Annotated in this window: 33 protein-coding genes; 22 read left to right on the top strand and 11 right to left on the bottom strand. The window is 32.7% G+C overall.

The genetic code is table 11. The features are described from left to right. Nucleotides 1-131: 131 nt before the first annotated feature. From ACQVV1_RS24460 to ACQVV1_RS24395, 14 genes are all read left to right on the top strand, one after another. Nucleotides 132-740, top strand: a complete 609-nt coding sequence (locus ACQVV1_RS24460) for a hypothetical protein (RefSeq protein ID WP_431169632.1) — start codon at nt 132-134, stop codon at nt 738-740. A gap of 20 nt (nt 741-760) precedes the next feature. Next, nucleotides 761-2,008, top strand: coding sequence for a glutathionylspermidine synthase family protein (locus ACQVV1_RS24455; protein WP_242252893.1), 1,248 nt, complete (start codon nt 761-763; stop codon nt 2,006-2,008). Between the two features lie 216 nt (nt 2,009-2,224). Beyond that, nucleotides 2,225-3,025, top strand: coding sequence for a BA2930 family N-acetyltransferase (gene aacC, locus ACQVV1_RS24450; RefSeq protein WP_142332774.1), 801 nt, complete (start codon nt 2,225-2,227; stop codon nt 3,023-3,025). A 12-nt stretch (nt 3,026-3,037) separates the two neighbouring features. Further along, entirely contained in the window at nt 3,038-3,727 is a 690-nt protein-coding gene (locus tag ACQVV1_RS24445; RefSeq protein WP_242252894.1) for a phosphopantothenoylcysteine decarboxylase domain-containing protein, read from the top strand. Nucleotides 3,728-3,864: 137 nt separating this feature from the next. Beyond that, nucleotides 3,865-4,338: a tetratricopeptide repeat protein gene (locus ACQVV1_RS24440; protein ID WP_000400626.1), complete on the top strand. Its 474-nt coding sequence runs from the start codon at nt 3,865-3,867 to the stop codon at nt 4,336-4,338. 45 nt (nt 4,339-4,383) lie between these two features. After that, nucleotides 4,384-5,403 (top strand): hypothetical protein, encoded by a 1,020-nt coding sequence (locus tag ACQVV1_RS24435; RefSeq protein ID WP_431169662.1) that lies wholly within the window; start codon nt 4,384-4,386, stop codon nt 5,401-5,403. Between the two features lie 116 nt (nt 5,404-5,519). Beyond that, the gene (locus tag ACQVV1_RS24430; RefSeq protein WP_431169631.1) at nt 5,520-6,029 is read left to right on the top strand and encodes a ribonuclease FAU-1 family protein; all 510 of its coding nucleotides are present in this window, start codon (nt 5,520-5,522) and stop codon (nt 6,027-6,029) included. Between the two features lie 208 nt (nt 6,030-6,237). Then, entirely contained in the window at nt 6,238-6,828 is a 591-nt protein-coding gene (locus ACQVV1_RS24425) for a TetR/AcrR family transcriptional regulator (RefSeq protein ID WP_063221543.1), read from the top strand. Further along, nucleotides 6,825-7,553, top strand: coding sequence for a hypothetical protein (locus ACQVV1_RS24420; RefSeq protein ID WP_242252897.1), 729 nt, complete (start codon nt 6,825-6,827; stop codon nt 7,551-7,553). Before ACQVV1_RS24425 ends, ACQVV1_RS24420 begins: the two co-directional genes overlap by 4 nt. A 227-nt stretch (nt 7,554-7,780) precedes the next feature. After that, entirely contained in the window at nt 7,781-8,536 is a 756-nt protein-coding gene (locus ACQVV1_RS24415) for an ABC transporter ATP-binding protein (protein WP_431169630.1), read from the top strand. 15 nt (nt 8,537-8,551) lie between these two features. Further along, complete coding sequence (locus tag ACQVV1_RS24410) at nt 8,552-9,538, top strand: aliphatic sulfonate ABC transporter substrate-binding protein (RefSeq protein WP_309258934.1); 987 nt, start codon at nt 8,552-8,554, stop codon at nt 9,536-9,538. Between the two features lie 16 nt (nt 9,539-9,554). After that, nucleotides 9,555-10,403, top strand: a complete 849-nt coding sequence (locus ACQVV1_RS24405; protein ID WP_242252901.1) for an ABC transporter permease — start codon at nt 9,555-9,557, stop codon at nt 10,401-10,403. Nucleotides 10,404-10,479: 76 nt separating this feature from the next. Further along, nucleotides 10,480-11,592: an FMNH2-dependent alkanesulfonate monooxygenase gene (gene ssuD / locus ACQVV1_RS24400; protein WP_309258932.1), complete on the top strand. Its 1,113-nt coding sequence runs from the start codon at nt 10,480-10,482 to the stop codon at nt 11,590-11,592. A gap of 267 nt (nt 11,593-11,859) precedes the next feature. Then, nucleotides 11,860-11,952 carry a putative holin-like toxin gene (locus tag ACQVV1_RS24395; protein ID WP_001289320.1) on the top strand — a complete coding sequence of 31 codons (93 nt, stop codon included), beginning with the start codon at nt 11,860-11,862 and terminating at the stop codon, nt 11,950-11,952. Nucleotides 11,953-12,180: 228 nt separating this feature from the next. Here the strand turns inward: ACQVV1_RS24395 and ACQVV1_RS24390 are convergent, their stop codons facing one another. Next, nucleotides 12,181-13,002 (bottom strand): HNH endonuclease, encoded by an 822-nt coding sequence (locus tag ACQVV1_RS24390; protein ID WP_431169629.1) that lies wholly within the window; start codon nt 13,000-13,002, stop codon nt 12,181-12,183. Between the two features lie 149 nt (nt 13,003-13,151). On the opposite strand from ACQVV1_RS24390, the gene ACQVV1_RS24385 reads away from it, so the two are divergent. Next, nucleotides 13,152-14,237 carry an AI-2E family transporter gene (locus ACQVV1_RS24385; protein WP_000837884.1) on the top strand — a complete coding sequence of 362 codons (1,086 nt, stop codon included), beginning with the start codon at nt 13,152-13,154 and terminating at the stop codon, nt 14,235-14,237. 241 nt (nt 14,238-14,478) lie between these two features. Here the strand turns inward: ACQVV1_RS24385 and ACQVV1_RS24380 are convergent, their stop codons facing one another. The 6 genes from ACQVV1_RS24380 to ACQVV1_RS24355 are packed head-to-tail and all read right to left on the bottom strand — an operon-like array spanning nt 14,479 to nt 15,465. Then, nucleotides 14,479-14,619: a YrzI family small protein gene (locus ACQVV1_RS24380; protein WP_063221536.1), complete on the bottom strand. Its 141-nt coding sequence runs from the start codon at nt 14,617-14,619 to the stop codon at nt 14,479-14,481. A gap of 26 nt (nt 14,620-14,645) precedes the next feature. Next, nucleotides 14,646-14,786, bottom strand: a complete 141-nt coding sequence (locus tag ACQVV1_RS24375; protein WP_000669812.1) for a YrzI family small protein — start codon at nt 14,784-14,786, stop codon at nt 14,646-14,648. 25 nt (nt 14,787-14,811) lie between these two features. After that, the gene (locus ACQVV1_RS24370; protein WP_063221535.1) at nt 14,812-14,955 is read right to left on the bottom strand and encodes a YrzI family small protein; all 144 of its coding nucleotides are present in this window, start codon (nt 14,953-14,955) and stop codon (nt 14,812-14,814) included. Between the two features lie 26 nt (nt 14,956-14,981). After that, entirely contained in the window at nt 14,982-15,125 is a 144-nt protein-coding gene (locus ACQVV1_RS24365; RefSeq protein ID WP_242252903.1) for a YrzI family small protein, read from the bottom strand. Nucleotides 15,126-15,153: 28 nt separating this feature from the next. Beyond that, the gene (locus ACQVV1_RS24360; protein WP_000142717.1) at nt 15,154-15,297 is read right to left on the bottom strand and encodes a YrzI family small protein; all 144 of its coding nucleotides are present in this window, start codon (nt 15,295-15,297) and stop codon (nt 15,154-15,156) included. A gap of 27 nt (nt 15,298-15,324) precedes the next feature. Further along, on the bottom strand, nt 15,325-15,465 hold the full coding sequence (locus tag ACQVV1_RS24355; RefSeq protein ID WP_144612070.1) for a YrzI family small protein: 141 nt from the start codon (nt 15,463-15,465) through the stop codon (nt 15,325-15,327). A 440-nt stretch (nt 15,466-15,905) separates the two neighbouring features. Between ACQVV1_RS24355 and ACQVV1_RS24350 the strand changes: the two genes are divergently transcribed. The 7 genes from ACQVV1_RS24350 to ACQVV1_RS24320 all read left to right on the top strand — a co-directional run bounded on the left by ACQVV1_RS24350 (nt 15,906) and on the right by ACQVV1_RS24320 (nt 20,191). Further along, nucleotides 15,906-16,490 (top strand): DUF4825 domain-containing protein, encoded by a 585-nt coding sequence (locus ACQVV1_RS24350; RefSeq protein ID WP_309258931.1) that lies wholly within the window; start codon nt 15,906-15,908, stop codon nt 16,488-16,490. A 23-nt stretch (nt 16,491-16,513) separates the two neighbouring features. Then, nucleotides 16,514-17,002 carry a hypothetical protein gene (locus tag ACQVV1_RS24345; RefSeq protein WP_242252905.1) on the top strand — a complete coding sequence of 163 codons (489 nt, stop codon included), beginning with the start codon at nt 16,514-16,516 and terminating at the stop codon, nt 17,000-17,002. Nucleotides 17,003-17,125: 123 nt separating this feature from the next. Continuing rightward, complete coding sequence (locus ACQVV1_RS24340) at nt 17,126-17,506, top strand: GntR family transcriptional regulator (RefSeq protein ID WP_242252906.1); 381 nt, start codon at nt 17,126-17,128, stop codon at nt 17,504-17,506. Continuing rightward, entirely contained in the window at nt 17,503-18,375 is an 873-nt protein-coding gene (locus tag ACQVV1_RS24335; RefSeq protein WP_431169627.1) for an ATP-binding cassette domain-containing protein, read from the top strand. Before ACQVV1_RS24340 ends, ACQVV1_RS24335 begins: the two co-directional genes overlap by 4 nt. Continuing rightward, nucleotides 18,372-19,043, top strand: coding sequence for a DUF4052 family protein (locus tag ACQVV1_RS24330; RefSeq protein ID WP_242252910.1), 672 nt, complete (start codon nt 18,372-18,374; stop codon nt 19,041-19,043). The genes ACQVV1_RS24335 and ACQVV1_RS24330 overlap by 4 nt, the downstream gene beginning before the upstream one ends. A gap of 41 nt (nt 19,044-19,084) precedes the next feature. Then, the gene (locus ACQVV1_RS24325) at nt 19,085-19,564 is read left to right on the top strand and encodes a cytochrome c biogenesis protein CcdC (RefSeq protein ID WP_309258930.1); all 480 of its coding nucleotides are present in this window, start codon (nt 19,085-19,087) and stop codon (nt 19,562-19,564) included. Nucleotides 19,565-19,681: 117 nt separating this feature from the next. Further along, nucleotides 19,682-20,191: a 2'-5' RNA ligase family protein gene (locus ACQVV1_RS24320; protein WP_242252914.1), complete on the top strand. Its 510-nt coding sequence runs from the start codon at nt 19,682-19,684 to the stop codon at nt 20,189-20,191. 6 nt (nt 20,192-20,197) lie between these two features. On the opposite strand, the gene coaW is transcribed toward ACQVV1_RS24320, so the two are convergent. The 4 genes from coaW to ACQVV1_RS24300 form a co-directional block, all read right to left on the bottom strand. Then, a complete protein-coding gene (gene coaW / locus ACQVV1_RS24315; protein ID WP_242252916.1) occupies nt 20,198-21,028 on the bottom strand; it encodes a type II pantothenate kinase in 831 nt (276 codons plus the stop codon). 92 nt (nt 21,029-21,120) lie between these two features. Then, a complete protein-coding gene (locus ACQVV1_RS24310) occupies nt 21,121-21,519 on the bottom strand; it encodes a 3-hydroxyacyl-ACP dehydratase FabZ family protein (RefSeq protein WP_309258928.1) in 399 nt (132 codons plus the stop codon). Between the two features lie 56 nt (nt 21,520-21,575). Next, the gene (locus tag ACQVV1_RS24305) at nt 21,576-22,775 is read right to left on the bottom strand and encodes an LL-diaminopimelate aminotransferase (protein ID WP_431169625.1); all 1,200 of its coding nucleotides are present in this window, start codon (nt 22,773-22,775) and stop codon (nt 21,576-21,578) included. 534 nt (nt 22,776-23,309) lie between these two features. Continuing rightward, complete coding sequence (locus ACQVV1_RS24300; RefSeq protein WP_242252924.1) at nt 23,310-23,672, bottom strand: hypothetical protein; 363 nt, start codon at nt 23,670-23,672, stop codon at nt 23,310-23,312. Nucleotides 23,673-23,818: the final 146 nt, after the last annotated feature.

Genomic DNA, 23,818 nt, shown 5'->3' with positions numbered 1-23,818 from the left:
TTTTTATTTAGGGAATAAAAAGCAAAAGATGCAAATGTGCATAAAATGTTTAGTTTGAAAACATTAATATTTACATTATATAATAAAGTTATCTGGAAAAATATAGATAAAAGAAATTAGGTGTATAACACATGAGAATGGATAAAAGTAAATTTATAAAAATTGCTACTTCAATAGGGGTGTCATCTTTTTTATTAACTGGCTGTGGTGATTATGAAGAAGAAACTGCACAGAAAGAAAGTACTGCTGTTAAAACAGATGGTGCAAAGCAAGGGAATGAACAAGAAAATTTAAATTGTGATGATAAAACTCCTACTAATGAAAATGTAGAAAATGATGAGTTATGTAAGGAATTTAATCCGTCATTTTCATCGTATCATGAAAACTCACATTTACCGATACTTCCATTCGTAGCAGGATATTTATTAGCAAGCAGAACTTCAAATATGAATTTTACAGCAAAACCAAATGTAATGAAGAAACCGTATGCAAATAATGTTATTCCATATCGTGAAAAAGACGAACGTAGAACTGGTGGCAGCGGTGGTGGAGGGTATTACGGTGGAACTAACAGTAACAACAACTCTTCCAATAAAGTGGATTTAAATAAACAACAGCCAAATCCAACAAATAAAGTGACGCCAGATACAAATACGCCGAAATCATCTACGACACAAACACCAAAAGTGAATTCTGGTTCCAGTGGAATTGGGAACGCAAAAGCGCCAGCTGGATCATAATATGAAAGGATAATAGAACCATGTATACAGAACAAGAACAGAAAGAGTATATGAAAGTATGGTTTTCTCTTGCAGAAGAGGCTGGTCGGAATGGATTTACTTGGCCGAGTCTATTAGAGAATGATGAATGGAACCAATATATGGCAACAGGGATGTATCGTATGGCAGTAAACACATATACTGCTATTTCAAAAGCGACAGAAGAAATCATGTACGTGTTATATAGAACGTATCAATATATTGTAAATACGACAGAAGATTTTCAAAAACTAGGATTCCCAGCTGAAACGTGGGAAATTGCGAGAATGAAACATACTGGTTTGTTTTCATATTTTACAAGATTTGACTTTATCGTAAACGGTGAAGATATAAAGTTAATAGAAGTAAATTGTGATACACCAACAGGTTATTTAGAACCGTCTGTCGCTAATGAAGTGTTGTGTCGTTATCATGATGTAAGTCATCCAAACCATATAGAAGAGCATATAGTGCAGGCATGGCAACAAATTAAACATGACTATAGTATAAATCCTAGAGAAACAATATATTTTACTAGTTATGATTGGCACGAGGAAGACCATCAAACAGTACAGTTTTTAAGAAACTATTGTTTAGATCAATCAACAGATTATATAGGAATACAAGATATCGTCGTTGCAGATGATGGTATATATACGCCAAATGGTGAACGAATCCATTATTTATATAGACTATATCCAATTGAATATTTAGTTTCAGATACTGATAAAAACGGGAAAAGAATTGGACTCCAGTTTTTAGATCATATAGCGCAAGGAAGAGTGAAAATCATTAATCCACCGGCTGCTTTTCTTATGCAAAATAAAAGTATACTCGCATTAATTTGGCAACTTTACGAAGAAGAAGTTTTTTTTGAGGAAGAAGATCGAGGAATCATTCAGAAATACTTCCTACCAACATATTTTACAAATAAACCATTTATAGAAAAAAATGAATCATATGTTTCTAAACCTTTATACGGCCGTGAAGGCGGAGGGGTATCTATATACAAAAATGATGAACTATTAGCTGAAGATAAAACAGAGTATTACTTTGAACAACGGAAAATATATCAGCAATATATAGAAATGCCTGACTATACAATTGACACATGGGATGGTCCATATACCGGTAAACTATTAATTGGGTCACACTGCATAAGCGGAAGAGCCGCAGGGTTATTTTTACGTGTAGGTGAGAAAATAACAGGAAACTTATCGATGTTTACAGGGGTTACAATTGAAGGGTAAATGAAACAAAGAGCTTATCATTTTTGATGAGCTCTTTGTTTCTATATAGTGTTATTATTGTTTGGATGTAACGCCTTTATGTTTCTTCTTTTGTTATATAAAATCAATATATTACCATTTTTTACGTAGATAAAAATGATTAAGTTAAAAATTAAGAAAAATATGATAATATATGTATGTAGTAGTTTAAAATAAAATGGGGGAACAATCGTGAAAATGAATGACATAGTGGCAAGTACACAATTGCCAAATACAATCAAAACAATTACAAATGATTTAAGAAAATTAGGGTTAGAAAAAGGGATGACGGTTATTGTGCATTCTTCGCTAAGTTCTATCGGCTGGATATCTGGTGGAGCGGTTGCGGTAGTTGAAGCATTAATGAAAGTTGTTACAAAAGAAGGAACAATCATTATGCCAACGCAATCTTCAGATTTATCCGATCCGAAACATTGGTCAAGACCGCCTGTACCTGAAGACTGGTGGCAGATTATCCGTGATAATGTCCCAGCGTATGACCCACGAATAACACCAACAAGAGGCATGGGGGAAATAGTTGAATGTTTTCGTACATATCCGAATGTAGTTCGTAGCAATCATCCATTAGGGAGTTTTGCTGCATGGGGAAAACACGCAGAAGAAATAACGATAAATCAGTCACTATCGATGAGTTTAGGAGAGGAATCTCCACTAAGAAAAATATATGATTTAGACGGGTACATATTATTAATTGGTGTTGGCTATGATTCCAACACGTCTGTACATTTATCTGAAGTACGTTCTGGTGCATGTGAGTTAATTAAAGTGGGGGCACCTATTATAGAAAATAGTGAAAGAGTATGGAAAGAGTTTGTGGATATGGATTACGATTCTGATAAGTTTGTAGAAATCGGAGTGGCGTTTGAGCAAAAAGGTACTGTAACAATGGGGAAAATAGGAAACGCAAAGTGTCGTCTTATGAAACAACGAGATATCGTTGACTTTGGGACAGAATGGTTTCGTAAGAAAAATCAGTAAGGGATGGTTACAATGAAGGGGAAAAAGGTATTAATTACAAGTGGTGGTTGTTTAGAAAAATGGGACCAAGTGCGTGGTCATACGAATATGGCAAAAGGAACAATTGGAAGAATAATTGCTGAAGAGCTTATAAGTAAAGGAGCGCATGTTATATATTTACACGGTTATTTTGCCGAGAAACCAAACGATATAAATAATCAATTAGAATTACACCCATTTGAAGGAATTGTTGATTTACAAGATAAAATGAAAAGTATCATTACGCATGAAAAGGTTGATGCAGTCATTATGGCAGCGGCTGGATCAGATTGGATTGTGGACAAGATTTGTGATCAAGATGGGAATGTTCTTGATATGAATGGAAAAATTTCAAGTGATATAGCGCCAATTATTCATTTTCAAAAGGCGCCGAAAGTATTAAAACAAATAAAAAAGTGGGATCCAGAAACAGTGCTCGTAGGCTTTAAGCTTGAAAGTGATGTAAATGAAGAAGAACTGTTTGAAAGAGCAAAAAATAGAATGGAAGAAGCAAAGGCGAGTATAATAATTGCGAATTCACCACATTCTTTATATTCGCGCGGAGCAGTACACTACGTAATTGGACAAGACGGGAAAGGGAAGCTATGTAATGGGAAAGATGAAACAGCGAAAGAAATTGTCAAAAGGTTAGAAGTACTATGTAATCACATTACTGCTTTTTAATTTTAAGTATTTGGATAAGAGTAAATCCGCATAGTATATATAGGTAAGCGAAACTTTAATTTATGGGAATTTTACTTTTACACAAACGTTAAACATTCAAAATGGATACATAGAATAATTGGTGAGGAGTGAATTCTATGGAACATTTATTAAAGCAAGCTATTAAACTCCGGAAAGAAAAGAAATATGCGCAGTCTAAAGAGATACTCATTGGATTAACAAACTTTACGAGAGATGCAGAAGTACTTTATCAATGTGCCTGGATACATGATGTAATGGGTCTTGAAACAGAAGCTATGCCATACTATGAACAGGCAATTGCAAACGGTCTTGAAGGTGAGTCACTTTGCGGCGCATATATCGGCCTTGGTAGTACATATCGTTGTATAGGGGAGTATGACAAAGCAATTACTGTTTTAGAAACAGGTTTACAGCAGTTTCCAGATAACGATGTGATGAAAGTATTTTTGTCATTAGCAAAATATAATGTAAACGATCATGAATCCGCGATGAAATTACTACTTGAAACAGTCGTAAAAGTAGAAGAAGTTAAAGAATTTGAACGTGCTATTTCATTTTATAAAGACCATTTAAACGAGGTTTTTAAATAGAGGAGTGGACGTACGAATGTCACACTTTCGCTAAGGCGAAAAAGTATCTGGATTGGACTCGTATCTTTAATCTTGTTATCAAACTATTTATTATATGCTCTTCCGATTGTACCAACTACTCCGAAAGAAGTTGTTCTTGGATCATTATTAGATTGCATGTTTGTAATTCCGGTCATTACGTATTTCTTTATTATTCGAAAAAGATACTCGTTAACGTATATATTTCCTGTTGTAATAGCTGGTTATATATTTGCAAGATTTATTATTCCAAGGGATTATTTACAAGCTTTTTCATACGTTTCTTATATTATAGTAGCAGGAGAAATTGCTTTTGTATGTTTAGAGTTATTCCTTCTATATAAAATTGTTAGAAAGCTTCCTACCATAATAAAAAAATATAAAGAATATAAAAGTGAGTATTCTTCATTTTCTTATGCAATTGATGCTGCGTTTGACGCTACTATGAAAAGAAATAAATTAATAGATATTATTGTAACGGAGTGTAAGTTAATCTATTATGCATTTTTATCGTGGCGTGAAAAAGTATCAGAAGGTGAATCCGTATACTCATATCACAAAAAGACTGGTGCAATAGGTGTATATATCATGATCATCCATGCGACCTTAATAGAAAGTATCGGTTTTCATTATTTGTTTCATCAATGGAATCCAGTAGTAGCATGGGTGTTACTTATTTTAAACGTATATGCAATGTTTTATTTTTTAGCTGAAATACAAGCAATGCGTAAAAATCCAATTATTGTTGCGAAAGAAAAAATAATTATTCAAATTGGATTAGGAAAGAAAATTGTTTTACCATTTTCACAAATAGATAAAATTGCGTTTTATAAAGGCGAACCTTTAAAAAAAGAGAAAGAAGTTCTTGACGCAACGGTGATGGAATTTATAAAGGAACCTCCAACATTTGAAATAACGCTAAAAGAGCCAGTGAAAGCACAATTGTTATATGGATTTTCTAAAACAGTAAGTCGTGTTCACTTAAATGTTGATGAGGAACGGAACTTTTATGATGTGGTAACAGAGAAATTGAAACATGGACAGTGAAAAACTCCTTCTAAATAAGAGGGAGTTTTTATTGTGTAATTGGAGACCAAACACTTCTTTATCGCTATATAAATGGATATAATTAAGATTAGAAATAGCATAAGGGGAAAAAAAGAATGAATAAATTACTAACACTTAAAAGTAAAATTGTAGAAAGAAAAATCAGGTATGACTCGACCGTAGTAGATCACACTTGCTTATTACTTGAAAAGCAGTTGCAAAGTATCGTGTTATTTCATGAGGTTCAGTATTCATTTACAATGACTACACATAGTACGAGTTTAGCAATCCCAAAAGGAAGTTACACCATTGCATACTACTGGGAAGATCGTCCGTACAATTTATACATATGGAGAGATCAAAATGGAATGTATTTAGGCTCTTATTTTAATGTTGTAAAAAATACGCAAATAACAGACGAACTAGTTTCATTTGAAGACTTAATTATTGATATTTTGGTACTTCCAAGCGGAGAATATTTTATTTTAGATGAAGATGAGTTACCTGAGCCTTTAGAGGGTTTTGAGGGTGGCTATGTGAATGAAGCTCTTTATGTATTAGAGGAAATAATTCAAAAGACGCTTCCTCAAATGATTGTAGAGACAGAAATGGTGAGGTTAAACTAAAGTGAAATTGATTTGAAAAGAAAATATGTGTTTAATGAAATTGAGTAGTCTTAAGTTATATGATCTAACTTTTTTGATAAGTCTAAGGTTAGATGTATATTTCTTGGGATTACTCTTTTTTGTGGAAACGAATATTGACTGAATATAGTTCAGTCGTTTATGATTGAATCAGATTCAGTCGCAGAGAAAACATACTAGGAGATGACGTATGAAAAGAATATCAAAAGAACCAGATATAAGAAGGCAAGAGTTAATGGATATTGGATTTGAACTATATATGAAAAATGGTATGAAAGGATTTGGCATAAAAGATGTTGTGAATCATGCTGGTGTAGCAACGGGCTTATTTTATTATTACTTCAAGTCTAAAGAGAATTTTGTTGATGAAGTATTAAATGATTTTATTGTGAAAAATATGAAGTTAATTGAAGAAATACTTATTTCTAATGAACGATCTGTCATGCAAAAGATGAAAGATTCTCTAAATATATTTTGGACATTTATCGAAAAATTAGCACCTTATAAAAATGTGAGTTCGTTTCAGACGGAACAACATTTTCAACTGGAACAGAAATTATTTACGCGAATGCAGCCATTAATTCGACAAGTGATTGAAGAAGGGGTAAAAACAGGGGTTTTTAATACTGTTAACTCATTATTAGCTTCAGGATTTATTTTATACGGTCTTAGTAGTATTGCCCATTCAGACGCGAATTTGAATTTAGATACGAAGCAAGAAATGGTTAATTTAGTATTAAATACACTACGATACGATCAAAGAGAAGGAGAATGTATATGAAGATTATAATTGATGGAAACAATATTTCGAATGAACAACTTACAAAGTGGAAAAGAGAACGTATTAAAAAAGTTTTAAATACATTAGGACATAAAGAACTGGAATTAAATGATACAGACGTTATGATAAAAAAACTAACGGAACTAAAGTTAAATTATTCATCCAATGAAATGTATGATAAGTTAAAATCTAAACTTAAATTAAGTGAAATGGGTATGCGTATTTGTACTGTTTTATCTGGCGATAGACGAAAATTTTCAAAAACAAGTATCTATTTAGATGGGATTACAGCAGAAGAAGCGATAAATGGAATTGATAGTTTTATGCTTGAACAATCAAGTGAAAATGATCAAGTGAATTTATCAGCTTGTCCTGATCACTATGTATTAAGACCCTTTGGGCAAAATGAATTAGAGGTTATCGAAACTACTGGTAATTCTCCGTTTCCAGTTCGATTTTTTATTGTTTTTGGTGACGAAACGGGATTGAAGACACCTAGAGATAAGTCTTATCAATACCAATCAACAGGTGTTGCACGTATGAAAGACGGTACTACTATTGGTGGAGTTCGACATCAATTCAAAGATACAGACACTGGTATAGAAGTAAGTCTAGTTGTAGAGTTCCCAGCACTTTGTCCTAATAGTCTTATTAAATCGCATCAAATGCATTTGGCATGTGAGTTTTCTTATTGGTTACAGTGGATTAAGGACCATAAAAAATAATTTTCAAATAAACAACAGTCAAGATGTTTAAACAAATCATACGTATGTTTTAATAAAACCTAGTTGACTTATCGGAAAAATTTGTATAATATGTACTTAATTCCATTACGTATTGCTGATTGGAGAAACCAAAGGCATTTTATCTATTGATAAAATGCCTTTGGTTTTTTTATTGCATAAATACTGAATCTGTTCATTTAGATGAATCATTTCAAGGAGGGGGAAAAGTGACTGTATCAATTGATGGAGTATCAAAATATTTTTCGAAACAAACTCGTACTGTTCAAGTATTAGAGAATATTAATTTTCAATTAGAGAAAGGGGATTTTGTTACAGTAATTGGTCCAAGTGGTTGCGGAAAAAGTACACTATTAAAAATTATTGCAGGTTTAGACAGCGATTTTGAAGGAGAAATCATTATTGACGGAGAGCGTATAACAAAACCGAGTAAGAAGCAAGGATTTATATTTCAAGAGCATCGATTGTTTCCATGGCTAACAGTGGAAGAAAATATTGCAGCTGATTTGTCATTAAAAGATAAGTATGTGAAGGATAAGGTAAAGGAATGGGTTGAAATTGTTCGGTTAGACGGTTTTGAAAAATCATATCCGAAAGAAATATCAGGCGGGATGTCACAACGTGTTGCGATTGCAAGAGCGTTGCTAAGAGATCCCAATGTATTATTGCTTGATGAACCATTTGGAGCATTGGATGCATTTACCCGAAGTCATTTGCAAGAAGTACTGCTCAACATTTGGGAACAAAAAAAGACGACAATGATATTCGTTACACATGATATAGACGAAGCAATATATCTTTCGAACAGAATTGTTATCATGAGTGCAAAGCCTGGAAAAATACATAAAGTGATTGAAAATAATTTACCTTATCCGCGTAGTAAAACTTCGGAGTCATTCCAAGAAATTCGAAGGAAAGTATTACAGCAGTTTGAACACGGAGGACTAATTCAAACAAGTATATAGGGAAAGAGTGAGTATATGTATAAAAAAATCAAAGTTCTTTCTTTTGCTTTAGCTATTTCTTTCTTTTTATTTGGATGTGAAAAAAGCACAGCAAGTAGTAAGAAGGAAGATGTAACAGTACAAATTGGTATTCAGCAAGGATTAAGTCCACTATTACTCGCACAGAAAAAAGGCTGGTTTGAAGAAGAGTTTAAAAAAGAAGGCGTTAAAGTGAAGTGGACAGAGTTCCAAAGCGGGCCTCCTTATTTTGAAGCAATTGCATCAAATCGATTAGACTTTGGTGAAGTTGGGAACTCCCCAGTTATTTCAGCTCAAGCAGCTGGTATTGAATTTTCCGAAATTGCTAATACAAGTTATGCGAGAAAAGGAACAGGGATTCTTGTACAAAAGGATAGCAAGATTACGAGTTTCAAACAATTAAAAGGTAAAAAAATTGCTGTTGCAAAAGGAAGTAGCGCTTTTAATTTATTGTATCGAGCGCTAGATAAAGAAGGTATCAATGCGAAAGATGTAAATGTCATTCAGTTACAACCAGATGAAGCGCAGCCAGCATTTGAATCAGGATCAGTAGATGCATGGGCAATTTGGGATCCTTTCATATCGTTACATACGGTAAATAAAGGAGCGAAGGTGATTACAGATGGTGAACTATTAAATGTATCTTCTCCAGAGTTTTTAATTACGAGAACAAAATTTGCGAAAGAGCATCCAGAATTAGTTGAGAAATTCCTTAAAGTATATGAAAAAGCACGTGTATGGCAAGATGAAAACTTGGATGAAGCAATAAAAATATACACTTCTGCAAAGAAAATAGATGCAGAGATTGTAAAAGAAGTGTTTAATCACGACAAACCCATTTTAGTTCCAGTAACGAAAGAAATAATAGCAGAACAGCAAAAAACAGCGGATTTTCAATATAAGCTCGGTTCTATAAAGAAAGATATCAAGACCGATAAAGTGGTAGATAATTCTTTCGTAGAAAAAGCGTTAAAGGCGAAATGAAGAGAGGTTTTGTAAATTGGATAATACGAAAGCTGTTATGAAACCAACGAGTATAACAATTGGTAATAACGATGTAAAGAAAGTGCGAAAGACAAAAGTAAAAGTGTTAGTAAGAGCGATTACTATACCAATTATCGTATTAATAATTTGGCAGTTAGCCGGCGTATTCGGTCTAGTTTCTAAAACAGTTTTACCAACGCCGCTAGATATATTTTTAGCTTGTCAAGAAATTATAAAAACAGGAGAGTTATTCGGTCATTTAAGTATTAGTGTATTCAGGGCTGCGGCTGGGTTCTTTATTGGCGGGAGTTTAGGAATTATTTTAGGGACAATTGTTGGGTTTTCAACGAGAAGTGAGCAATATTTAGATCCGTCAGTACAAATGTTAAGAACTGTGCCTCACTTAGCTGTTGCACCGCTTTTCGTATTATGGTTCGGTTTTGGGGAAACATCGAAAGTATTATTAATTGCAGATGGTGCTTTTTTTCCTTTATACGTAAACGCGTTTCTAGGAATACGAGGTGTAGATTCAAAGTTATTTGATGTTGCGAGAGTATTAGAGTTTAGTAAAAGAAAATTAATTACAAAATTAATTTTACCTGCCGCATTACCGAACCTATTACTAGGAGCAAGATTATCATTAGGAGTTGCATGGGTGAGTTTAGTAGTAGCGGAACTTATGGGATCTACAGAAGGTATTGGCTATATGATAATGGATGCAAGGCAATTTTCAAATACAGATATCGTATTTGTCGGTATTATTATCTTTGCATTCGTTGGGAAGTTTTCTGATTCAATCGTACGTTTACTAGAAGTGAAGTTTTTAAGATGGCGAGATAATTTTAAAGGAGAGATAGGAAATTAACATATAAATTATTAGGGGTAATTTATATAGAGTGTTTTAGTATACGTTTTAATATAACTAAGGGGTGTGTAAAGACATGGAATTATTATGGTTTATTCCAGCGTATGGAGATGGTCGATATTTGGGGACGACAAAAAGAGGAAGGGCCGCTGAATACGGTTACTATAAGCAGGTTGCACAAGCAGCAGATTATTTAGGGTATACAGGTGTGTTACTTCCAACTGGTCAAGGTTGTGAAGATCCATGGGTATTAGCATCGGCACTTGCAGCGGAGACAGAGAAATTAAAGTTTTTAGTAGCAGTTAGACCAGGGCTAATGTCACCGACAGTTGCAGCGAGGATGGCATCGACATTTGATAGAATCTCAGACGGAAGACTACTTATTAATGTAGTCGCTGGAGGAGATCCAGTTGAATTACAAGGAGATGGATTGTATCTTGAACATGATGAAAGATATGAAGCAGCAGATGAGTTTTTAAAAGTTTGGAAATCGACGCTGCAAGGGGAAACGATCTCTTTAGAAGGAAAACATATTAAAGTTACGGATAGTAAAGTTGTATTTCCTACGGTTCAAACACCGTATCCACCAATTTATTTTGGCGGATCGTCTGCTGCGGGTAAAGAAGTGGCTGCTGAACATAGTGATGTATATTTAACGTGGGGAGAGCCGCCAGAGCAAGTGAAAGAGAAAATAGATGAAGTAAGAAAACTGGCAGAAGACAAGGTGCGTAAGGTGCGATTTGGCATCAGGTTACATGTAATTGTAAGAGAGACAGAAGAAGAAGCATGGGAAGAGGCAGAACGTTTAATTCAATATGTAGATAACGAAACAATTGAGCTTGCTCAAAAGACATTTGCAAGATATGATTCAGTTGGTCAAAAACGAATGACTCATTTAAATGAAGGTACACGGGAGTCGTTAGAGATAAGTCCTAACTTATGGGCTGGCATCGGGCTTGTAAGAGGTGGTGCAGGTACTGCGCTTGTTGGGGATCCGTATACAGTAGCAGAAAGGATAAAAGAATATGAAGCGTTAGGAATTGATACTTTTGTATTATCTGGATATCCTCATTTAGAAGAGGCCTATGAAGTGGCGGAACTGTTATTTCCTTTATTGAAAGAAGAAAAGGAACAAGAAAAGAAAATTGTTGGCGAAATGATAGCTGATGCATTTACACTAAAAAAATAATGAGAAATAAAGTGAAACTTTAATCCTTTGGGTGAATTGTCCCAAAGGATTATTAGTTGAACCAATCGGGCATTAACAGGCAGTTTCACCTATGCTTTACTTCGTATTGTTTACTGCCTGTTAATACAAGATAAAAAAACTCGCAAGTAATTCGCTTGCGGGTTTTCATCGTAAACTATTAGAAAATATGGTAAAATTAAATAGTAACTTAAGGTATGGTTGGTTGTTCAATTATCACTTCTCCAAGTAGGAGGGGGGTGATAATAAGTGAGTGAAATAGCGTTGTTATTGCAAGGTGGACTGTTTCTCGTTGCATTGTTAACGTTCGTCGTCGTTTTAATAGACAAGCTCAAAAAATAACAACCCACCTATGCCAATAGAATGTGGGTTGTTTTGTTTGTAAGAAACAAATAGGATAAATGAACAATCCAATCTGCTAAGTTACGTGGACTAGTGTGTAGCCGCACACTAGTCTTTTTTATTTATATACAATTAATAATTGGTTTATGTGATTGTATTGTTCTTTTCATACTTATTATAACACAGTGTCTTTTCATCAAGAAAGGAGACCGTATGTTCTGATTTCGATTAAATAGAAGAGGTTTTTTCTTTAAATAGCCCATCCATATACTGTTTTAAAGTTTGGATATAAAATTCCTGCCTATCTACATTATTTACGCCGACAATGGGTGATGAAAGTTCATATCTCTTTTCTGATAAATGAACGACAACGTCAAAGATATCAAATAGACGAATGAAACAGAACAGGCCATCTTTATCACTTAATAAAATAAAATAATGGTTTTCACTATTTGTATTTAATGTATTCCATAAAGAACTTTTACTTAAATCGCGAACGATGCTCTTTTCTTTTAATTCCATGAAGTCGGCATTTACTAGAATATTAGAAATATCAATCGCATCTGGATCTTCAAAATAGCCATCAACAGCTTGTACAGCGAAAGCATAAGCCATTTTTAAAATACTCATTTTGTATTTACGGTTATCTAAAAGTAATTCACGTTGAATAGAGCTAGCTACTTTCGTTACACGTTCTTCTTTCCAAATTTCATTATGTAGTGAAATATCGTGCTTTTTACATAGTTTCATAATTAATGCATTGGAATAAAGTATTTCATCACTTACTTCAACAACATCTGTCTCAGCCGCTGCAAGTTCCTCACTATGCTCATTCGTATAGAGTGGGGAGTCAATCTGTTTTTTCATTTGTTCAATCTTAAATTGACTTAATTTATGCCGAATTAAGGGGCGATCAATATTTGTTGTCATTTGTTCATGACAAGTATCACAAATTGAGTTTGTGAAATAATATCCACATAATATTTCTGGGATGACATATTGTTCACTAAGTTCTTTCGTATCTTTTCTGCAAATGATGCATTGTGTCATTTTTATCACCTTTACCTGCAAATTTGTATGTAATCTCATTGTAGTTTATTTATTGGTATTTTGGAATATTGTAAAGGAAAATATTATGTGAAATTCTTGCTTATTTTGGTACAATGAAGAGAAGTGCTAGTTTAAAGGAGGACGTTTTTTTGAAATCGAAAGTGCACTTTTGGACATTAGAAGTGCTAATGGTTGTAGCGATCATATTTATTTGCACAAAAATATCGTTTCTATTTCAACCGATTGGTATCTTCATATCAACGTTGTTTTTCCCAATTTTAATCGCGCTTTTTTTATACTTCATTTTTAATCCGGTATTAGTCTTTTTGGAGGATAAAAAAGTACCTAGAAATTTAGCGATTTTACTGTTATATCTTTTTATCATAACGTTAACTGCGGTTGGAGTTGGAGTAGTTGTTCCAACAATCTCACAACAGTTAATGGATTTAGTAAAAAATATGCCAGGTTATATTAAAGAGGGAAAACTATACATACAAGATTTATCCCATCATAGATTGTTTGAATGGCTATCTACACAAAATTATGTTTCCATTGAAACAATTGAGAAAAATGCAATTGAATACTTAAAGGATATACCAAACACGATTACGTCGAGTGCAACGGCTTTATTTGGTATAATCACGAACGTGGCATTAGTTATCTTTACAGTACCGTTCATTTTATTTTATATGTTTAAAGATGGACATGCGTTTCCAGGAAAAGCAGTTAGCTTGTTACCGGAATCATACCGTGAAGAGGGGCTTCGTATCATTAAGGAAACGAACGAAACATTATCTGCATATATTCAAGGTCAAGCGCTCGTTTGTATATTTGTAGGTGCTTTTACTTTTATCGGTTATTTAATTATCGATTTACCGTACGCTTTTGTTTTAGGAATTATAGCAGCATTTACAAATATAATTCCAAACTTAGGTCCATTTATTGGTGCAGCACCAGCTGTTATTGTAGGTCTGTTCGTATCTCCGATGCAAGCGTTGTACGTAATTATTATCGTAACAATTGTACAGCAGTTTGAAAGTAACATCATTTCACCGCGTATTATGAGCTCAAAATTAAATATCCATCCGTTAACAATTATTATTTTAATTTTAGGGGTAGGTAACTTCGCGGGAATTATCGGAATGATTTTAGCAGTGCCAGTTTATGCAGTAACGAAAACAGTTGTATCAAACTTGGTGAGATTGTTTAAGACGAAGCGAAGTAATAGAAAATAGTATATGTTAAGAAAGATACACCGCTTTTTAAGTGGTGTATCTTTTTGTTTATTAATCAATGTTAAAAGTGTATGAATAACATTTTATTGTATATTTATTATACATTAAATGTAACGGTAAACTTGTGTGATATAACGTCTATAAAACTATGTGGAATCCCTCTGAACTATCCAAATCATTTCCTTACAACGTACTATCAACATCATAATCGACTCCTTTCAATATTTATATTTTTAAAGAATTATAGGTGAGTGTAGTAGTTGCTTCTACGATCTCGAATTTCGTCCATAATCTTTTTGTATTGTTGCTCTTGTTTTAATTCAGCTTCAGAAAGGCTTTTTTTCTGGATTGTAATTGTTAAAAAGAAAAGGTGAAACTTCATGATACATTCCTCCTTTCGAAAGGAATTTATAGATGGCTACAGTAGTGACTTTGACGTTCTTTTACATCTTCCATAGCTTTATTAATTTGATGGTCATGCAATATCTCACTGTCTGAGAACTTAGTTTTTTGAATGGTAATCGTTAAAAAGAATACTTTAAATTTCATTTGATAATTCCCCTTTATAAGTTAATTAGAAAAGACGTGTGTAATAAGAAGCTTGACGCTCTTTTACGTGGTCCATAATAGATTGAATGTGTTGCTCACGCAAAATTTCCTTTTGTGAAAGCTTACGTTTTTGAATGGTGATGGTTAAAAAGAATGCTTTAAATTTCATGAAGGCATTGCTCCTTTATAAGTGATTTAGAAAAGACGTGTGTAATAAGAAGCTTGACGCTCTTTTACATCATCCATAATGTTTTGAACGTGTTGTTCATGTGAAATCTCATTCTGTGAAAGCTTACGTTTTTGGATGGTGATGGTTAAAAAGAATGCTTTAAATTTCATGAAGGTATTTCTCCTTAAAAATATATTTTTAATACATGTGCGTATAGTATGAACTTTTAATGTCAGTCATTTTATCAGTCAGTTGTTTTAATTGTTGTTTACGAATGATTTCAGCTTCAGATAAAGTGTTTTTCTGAAGTACAGTCGTAAAAAAGAAAATATGAAAAGTCATAAATGAATTCCTCCTTTCGAAAAGGAATTACAGGTGATCACAATAAAGTGCTTGGCGCTCCTTAACATCATTCATTGCTTTTTCAATTTGCTTATTATGAAAAATTTCATCCTTGGAAATTGTATTTCTTTGAATCGTAATACTTAAAAACAATACGCTAATAGTCATCGAATGTTGCTCCTTTCATTAAAAAATAATGTAAGAGACTAAAAAATCGCACAAAAAAGCCACAGGAAGATATAGTTCTCCTATGGCTTGGCGTGAAAAAGCCACAGGAAAGTATACGACCTCCTGTGGCGAATTTATGAATTAATAGAAATAAAGTACGATTTTCAATTCTCCATTAGGGTGGTCGAATTCATATTTAATTGTCCAGAAAACACAGGTGCAGTTAACGCTAAAGTTAAAGCATGTAATTGTAATTTCATCATTTCCTTCGACCTCCTTTTAGAATATTTTTCTTACGTTAGTAAGTATATACAATTAATGGATAATTGTAAACATGAAAATTGAAAATTTTTAATTTTGATTAAAATGCGTATGTTTTAAAGGGATTTGATAAGTACTATTGTAATTAAAGAAATAGTGATAAAAATGGGGGATGCTAAATGAAATATATGCATCGTAATGTCATTGTTATGCTAACAATTTTTTTATTTATTACGACTTGTTCAAGCGGAGAAAGAATAAAAGAAATATCAGATATGGAACCAAGTGATTTAAAAAAATATGCTGGGACATACGTTGGTAATAATTCAGATGTAGTTGCAATTGTTAATCATTTACCGGGTGGTGAAACAATTCAAAGTATAAGTTTAGAGAATGAAGGTATAAAGGTGAACTATGGTGCAAAAGGGAATGGAACCCTTACAGAAGACATGGTTGAGACGTATTGGTTTGATGGTAAGGATACGGTGAAGAAGAATTTTGTCTTTAATATCACTTATCTTGTCATTTTAGTACCAAATGCAAAAGGTTATGAGTTTCAAGTGGAAAATAAAAAGTTTACGGTGAAAAGAGAAGAAATACGACCAATCTTGTATGAAAATTTTAATGATTTTCCAAACGAAGATGATATATGGGATAAAAAGAAAGTAGTAAAGTTCCTTAATGATAATAACGAAAAAATTAATAGGCTTGTGAATGATAAAGATTTCCGAAAATCTTTATTTGTTAAATATCCAGTAAAGTAGTCGAAATAATTGGAGTGACAAAGATGGAGTTAGTATACAAAATTTCTTATCATAGAATGCAGGATCATTATTTACCTAAGTTCATACAGACAATTAGCCTCGTTAGTGAAGAAGATTTGTGGAAGGAAGGGAACTCTATTAATTCAATTGGTAGAATCGTATTGCATATTTGTGAACATATACAAAGAAATACTAATCGTTATAAAAATCAAAATATAGTTTTTGAAAAGGAAATTGAGGAGTATTTTCCAGTAAAACGACAACATACTGAAGTTTTGCTACAGTACGTTGAAGAAGTATTTGGTGAATGGAGAAAAGCATATATACAAGCATGGGAAGAAAAAAGACATATTGATCTTCATAGTTTATTACATTTAGTGGAGCACACAAGTTATCATTTAGGGCAAATAGTAGATCGTACAAAGTCAATAAAAGGACAACAATTTAACTTTTGTCAAAATGGTATAAATGAAAAGAATTTGAGAACAAGAGTTGAAACTTCGAAATTTTAGAAAGAGAGTCATTCGTTTAAGAATGGCTCTTTTTTTGTAAAAGAAATTTATGGAAATAAGTAATTTAATGTGATATGGTTAATTACATAAGTAATGAACCTATGAACCTAAGGTGGTGAAATTGTGAAACCTACTCTAGAGCAAAATAAATTAATATACTTACAAATTGCAGAAACGATTGAGTCTGATATTTTAAAAGACATATTACTAGAAGAAGAACAAGTTCCATCAACAAATCAATTTGCGAAGATGTTACAAATAAATCCAGCTACTGCAGCTAAAGGGGTAAATGTATTAGTGGATGAAGGGATTTTATATAAAAAGAGAGGGATCGGGATGTTTGTTACAAAGGGAGCGAAAGAAGTCGTACTTAAAAAAAGACAAAACACTTTTATGACCGAATATTTACCTAAAGTGTGGGAAGAAGCAAAAGTATTAGAAATATCCAATGATGAATTGATGGATATGATTCGAAAAATTACGAAGGAGGGGAAAGAGGGATGATTGCACTTGAAACGAAGGATATAACGAAAAAATATAAAAAGAAAGTAGCTGTAAATGAAGTTACGATTTCATTGGAAGAGCATAAAATATATGGTTTGCTTGGAAGAAATGGAGCAGGAAAAACGACACTATTAAATTTACTTGCAGGCCAAATTACTTCAAGCAGTGGAAGTATATCAATATTTGGTGAAAATGTTTTTGAAAATAGTAAAGCGATGCAGAATATTTGTTTCGTTAGAGTGAAGGAAGAAGCTCATTTAAGTTATAAAGTAAAAGAAATTTTTAAGTTATGTAACATGTTTTATAAAAATTGGAATCAGCAGTTTGCTGAAGAACTAGCGGGCAAATTTCAGCTTAATATGACAGAGAAATATCACAAACTATCACATGGCATGCAAACGGTCGTCGGAATTATTCAAGGACTGGCAAGTAGAGCGCCAATTACAATTTTTGATGAACCAACTACAGGTTTAGACGCAGCACATCGTGAGTTATTTTATAGTTTACTATTAGAAGATTACGGCAAGTATCCAAGAACAATTATATTATCAACACATTTAGTAGAAGAAGTAACTCATGTTATCGAAGAGGTAATTATCATAAAAGAAGGAAGGCTGGTTGTTCAATTATCAGTGGATGATTTATTACAACAAGGTCATATTATTTCAGGGAAAAAAGATAAAGTGGATGAGTTTTCAATCAATAAAAAAGTTATAAATCGAGAAGTTTATGGAAATAAGGGGATTGTTGTTTTATGGGAAGAGCTTTCTAATGAAGATTATTATTCTCTTGAAAAAGAAGGGCTACTGATTGATAGAATTACATTACAAAAACTATTTATTCACATAACTGGCGGTGAAATAAAATGACGATTTTAATGAAGCAGTTGAAGTTACATATAAATTTTCATTATAAAGCAATTTTAATATTTTGGATTACAGCATTACTTATAAAAGGAATTACAAGTGTAATGGATTTGAGAGAAATAAGAGAAGGATTTTTACAACATATATTAAATAATCCTTCGATTGCAATTACACTGTTTATAGTAGTAAGTACTTTTATCATACAGGATGATGTGTTTCGTTTAGTGGTTTCATTTGGAGTAACGAGATTACAGTTTTTCATTGGATCAGTTTTCTATATCTTATTACAAGCTGTGGTTTTCTCATTCCTTCAAGTGATTTTTTTTAAAAATACATTGTATAGTACAGTAAATATTAGTTTAGGAGAACAATCAGTTAAACAGTTTATTGTACAACTATTATTGTATGTTACAATAGCAACTTTCTTTCAAGTAGTAGTAGTGATTAAGAAACGTTTTAAGTGGATTGGTCTTATGATTGGTGGAACATTTTTTATATCATTGAATAGTGTGCTTTATGCAGAAGTAGGAATACAGGATTTAAATTCTACATCTAATCTATCTTTAATAGATATCCCATACTTTATTGTCATTTCAATTATATTAACTATCGTCTATGTCGTGACTAGCGGTATATTTATTCGAAAGGTATCATTTGAGCAAACAATTTAAAATATAATTAAGTATATATTTGAGGAGAGTAGGAAAGACAAATGGGAGACACTTCTTCACTAATTACAGTCTTTTTATGCATTGCACTACTAATATTTTGGCGTCGTTATCGTTCTATGCATAAGCCAATAAAAGGAGCAGGAAAACGTATTTTATGGCCATTACTATTTTTAACGCCAGGTATTGTGTGGTTTTTTGGTCCCGTACATCCAGCTATATTACAAGTGGCTATAGCAGCATTTATTGGGATTCTTTTCTCTGTACCACTTATAGCACTAACAAATTATGAGCGAAGAGATGATGGGAATATTTATACGAAAAAAAGTGTAGCCTTTTTAATTACTTTTATTGCACTTGTTGTTTTAAGATATGGTTCAAGACAATTTATCGTTGATTTAGATCAACAAACGATTGGTTTATTATTTTACGTAGTTGCAGTATCGTATATTATTCCATGGAGAATTACTTGTTATATAAAGTTTAGAAAAGTTTGGCGAGAAAATAGTAATCATGTTATATGAAAACTTCTCATTTGAGAAGTTTTTTATTTTTACATGTAAGTAAAATAATTTGTTGAAGTGCAAGACAGTTATAGAATATGATACATATTAAAATAAGGGAAAGTAGAGAGGATAAAAATGCGTACAATTTTAGTTTTTCTAAATAATATGTCCATCGATAAAATAGAGAACATTAGACAAATACATGATCCTTTATTTGAATTAATTCCAACGCATATAACAGTTGTATTTCCGTTTAAGAGTAATATTTCAAATGATGAATTAAAATCTCATATTTTGAATTTAGCAAAAGGGATAGGCAAAATTGAAATTGAGTTTGCAAATTGTATCAATAATGTAGGAAACTATTTGTATTTGGAAGTGGAGAGAGGGAAAGAACAGATAGAAGAATTACACGCTAAATTATATACAGGTCCTTTGCTACAATTTTTGAGAGCAGATATTCTATACATACCGCATGTAACAGTGGGAAGAAAAAGTAGTGAGGAGTTAGCTGCTAAAGTAGCCAAGGATATTCGTAGTTTACCTGAAAAGTTACAATGTGTAATTGATAGAATTAGTGTAGAGCGAATTGGAGAGGGTGGAGAATCAATTATTGAATTTGAAGTACCGTTGCAAAAAAGCTGACAAAAGTCAGCTTTTTTTATTCGTAGCATGAAGTAAAGCACCAATCGCACCGCTATTACCACCATCTCGTAAAAAGATTGGTGTTTTATTTTGATATTTTGTGTAGCTACTAATAATATTTTGAAGGTGTACATTATTACATAGAGTCGAACCAATATAAATAATATGGTCAATGTTTTTTGTTTCGGCGAATTGAAGGCTTAATGCAGTAACGACTTCACCGACAAGTCCTTGTACAGTAGCAAGTATATCTGAGCTATTATAATTTGATTCTATAGTAGCCGCTTTACCAAAATTGCTTGCAGTTAAACTATTATCAATAGGGGAGAGAATACCACCATAAATATCTCCAACCGTAATATCTAGTTCTTTTCTAGAACCTATTTTTGTTAAAGGAATCACATCTTCAAAATCATCTATATTTGTTAATAATTTTGAAAGCCCCATAATAGTACCGCCACCAACACCAGTTCCACCAGCTCGAATATATTTGTCATTATAAACGTAATGAATAGAAGTACCTGTGCCGATATTCGTTAAAATGAAGTTGTTTATATCATATTTTTCTTTTTTTAATATGTATTGGACACCTACAAGAGTAGCTTCAAATTCGTTTAGTTCTACTATTTTATATGAGTCTGAAAGTAGTTGCTGTAATTGTTTTGCTTTACCACCTGTAATACATATTTGTTTTTTACCAGCGTTTTTCTTAAGCCAATCTATTATTTTATCTTGTTCATTTGAATAAAATTTTTCAAAAGCTAATTGCTTTTTTCTGTTCAAATAAGCAATTTTTGTTAATGTTCCACCAGCATCGATACCGATAGTACTTTCCATTTTCCTGCTCCTAACTAAGTAATTTGTTTACTCTGTTCATGTTGATGAGACGAATTTGTAGGAGATAGATACCCTGGTGAATGAAAACGTCTCTATTCTGCTTGATATATTAATAGCTTTTCTATCGTTACAATCGGCTGATTATTAACGGTTGCGGTACCTTTACCGAGAATAAAACCTCGGCGATTGCGAGTTAACTCATAATGCAAATCAAGTTTATCACCGGGATATGCTTTTTCATGGAACATAACCCCATCTAGCGAGGAGAGGAAGCCTAGTCCTTCAGATTCGCTTGTATGTACAAATGCACTAAGCTGAGCAAGTGCTTCTACAATTAACATATGAGGCATATGTTTTTGACTATCATTTATAAACCATTCGTTATTTGTAATGAGTTTATATCCTGTAACGGATTCACCTTGTTTTACATTTGTTACTTTATCAATCATTAAAAATGGATAGCGATGAGGAAGAGTGTCTTTAATATGCATATGAAAGTACCTCCAATGAATAATACCCCTGCTATAGTTAAGCAGGGGAGTTGCAATTAATTTTTAACCAATTCTTCTGCCTTTTCAAGAGAAAAAATACCACTATTTCTAATGTTTTCAACAACTTGTTGTAAAACTGCTTTATCTTGAACGAGTGCAATGCGTACAAAGCCTTCACCATGAGGTCCGAATGCATGACCTGGTGTGACAACGACATTTGCACGTTCCATTAATGCATAAGCGAAGTCTATAGAAGTCCAGCCTTTTGGAATTTCAGCCCAGACGAACATACTACCAGCTGGTTTATCGACATTCCAGCCAAATGTTTGGAACCCATCGACTAAAGTATCTCTACGTTCTTGATAAATACCGCGGTTTTTCTCACAAAAAGCAGCGCCATTTCTTAGTGCAGCACATGCTGCTTTTTGAATTGGTAAAAACACTCCGTAATCTGTATTTGATTTAAACTGAGTAAGCGCACGAACAATTTCTTCATTTCCAATCATATATCCGATACGACTACCTGCTAAACTATAACTTTTTGATAAAGAGTTGATTTCTACGCCAACTTCTTTAGCGCCAGGTACAGAGAGGAAGCTAATTGGTTTATTACCATCAAAATAAAATTCAGCATAAGCAAAATCGTGGACAACAATAATGTTATGCTTTTTCGCGAATGCAATTACCTCTTTAAAGAAATCTTCATGAGCCATTGCTGGAACAGGATTCCCTGGGAAGTTTAAAATCATCATCTTCGCCTTATCGGCGATTTCTACAGGGATAGCTTCTAAGTTAGGTAAGAAATCATTTTCTTTCTTTAAAGGCATGTAGTAGGATGTTGCACCAGCCATTTGAATTCCTGTTTCATAAGCTGTATATCCTGGATCAGGAACTAATATAATATCTCCCGGATTCGCATAAACCATAGGTAAATGAACGAGTCCATCTTGTGACCCCATTAGTAATAAAACTTCTTTATCGGCATTTAATATAACATTATGAGTGTTGTTGTAATATTCAGTTACAGCTTCGTGAAATTCTTGAATACCACTTAATGTGTATCCATAGCTTTCTTTTTGATTTGCTGTATGTACCATTTCTTCTCTTACAAAATCGGCAGGCGGCATATCAGGATTCCCGATACTTAAATCAATCATTTTATGACCTGCTGCAATTTTTTCTTTTTTATAGGCCCCTAATTCACTAAATATAGAAGATTGGAATGCTTTCATTCTAGTTGCTAACGTGTAAGTCATCAAAACCCCTCCTAAAAACAGTGTTTTCTTTCTGCGTTTTTAATTATTCTGAAAACACATGGTTACATTTTATCATTTTTTTATGAAAATTAAAACGATTGACAAATTTAGAGGGAGGATTCGTCTTTTTTGAAAGGGGCGTAGTAAATAAGAATCGGTTAACTGAACTGTTTATTATATCTTTCTATATTGTTTAGGATATTTTATAGTTTTTGTTGAGTATATCCCGCATATTTTGGATAAAAAAGAACACGAAAACGAGGCCTATTATACCACTAAGCCAATAGTATGAATTTCCTGTCGTGAATTTTTCATAAAATGAAAGTGCATTCCATAGGATTAGGATAATGGAACAGATTGTTGATACAATTAATGAATTTAAACTTCTCAAAAAAAGCACCTCGCAGTAAGAATATTGTTATTATATAATATTACATTCAAATTAAGAGTTTTAAAAGAGGATAATATTTTTAAGAAATCGTTGTAAAGTAAAATAACGCAGAAAATATTTTCTGCGTTTTATATGAAGTGTAATCATTTCTTTGTATATATACATAATTTTTCTACTGCATAAAAGTATACATTTAATTTGCCATCGACAACTTTTAAAGTTTGATCCGATGTGAATGAGTTACCATAATCAATGTGATATACACTGGAATCTTTTACAAATGCTCCTTTATATAAATCTTCTTTTTTCTTTGTTGTTTGCATTTCCACTAAGTTTTGAATGATTTTTTCTTTTTTTTCTTCTTTTACAACTGTTTCAAATTTATAAGATGCGGGACAAAGACCATTTTTGTTGTCAACAACTTCCCAAGAACCGTATATATCATTATTGCTACATCCACTAAGTAGCATGATGAATATTGGAATAATTAATACAAACTTTTTCATTTTGTGCTCCTTTCTTTTTATTTTCAATCAACGTGCAAATCCAATAGGTATATTGTAATAAATAAAGTTTAAATTTTTATAAAGAATTATTTAATTTCATATAAAAATTTAGGGGGAATTGAAAAAGCATAAATCTAGTGTAAAGT

Origin of the sequence: Bacillus basilensis, from assembly GCF_050630465.1 — a bacterium.
Lineage (GTDB): Bacteria > Bacillota > Bacilli > Bacillales > Bacillaceae_G > Bacillus_A > Bacillus_A basilensis.
The sequence above is the reverse complement of the archived record's forward strand: the minus strand, read 5'-3'. Positions and strand labels throughout refer to the sequence as shown.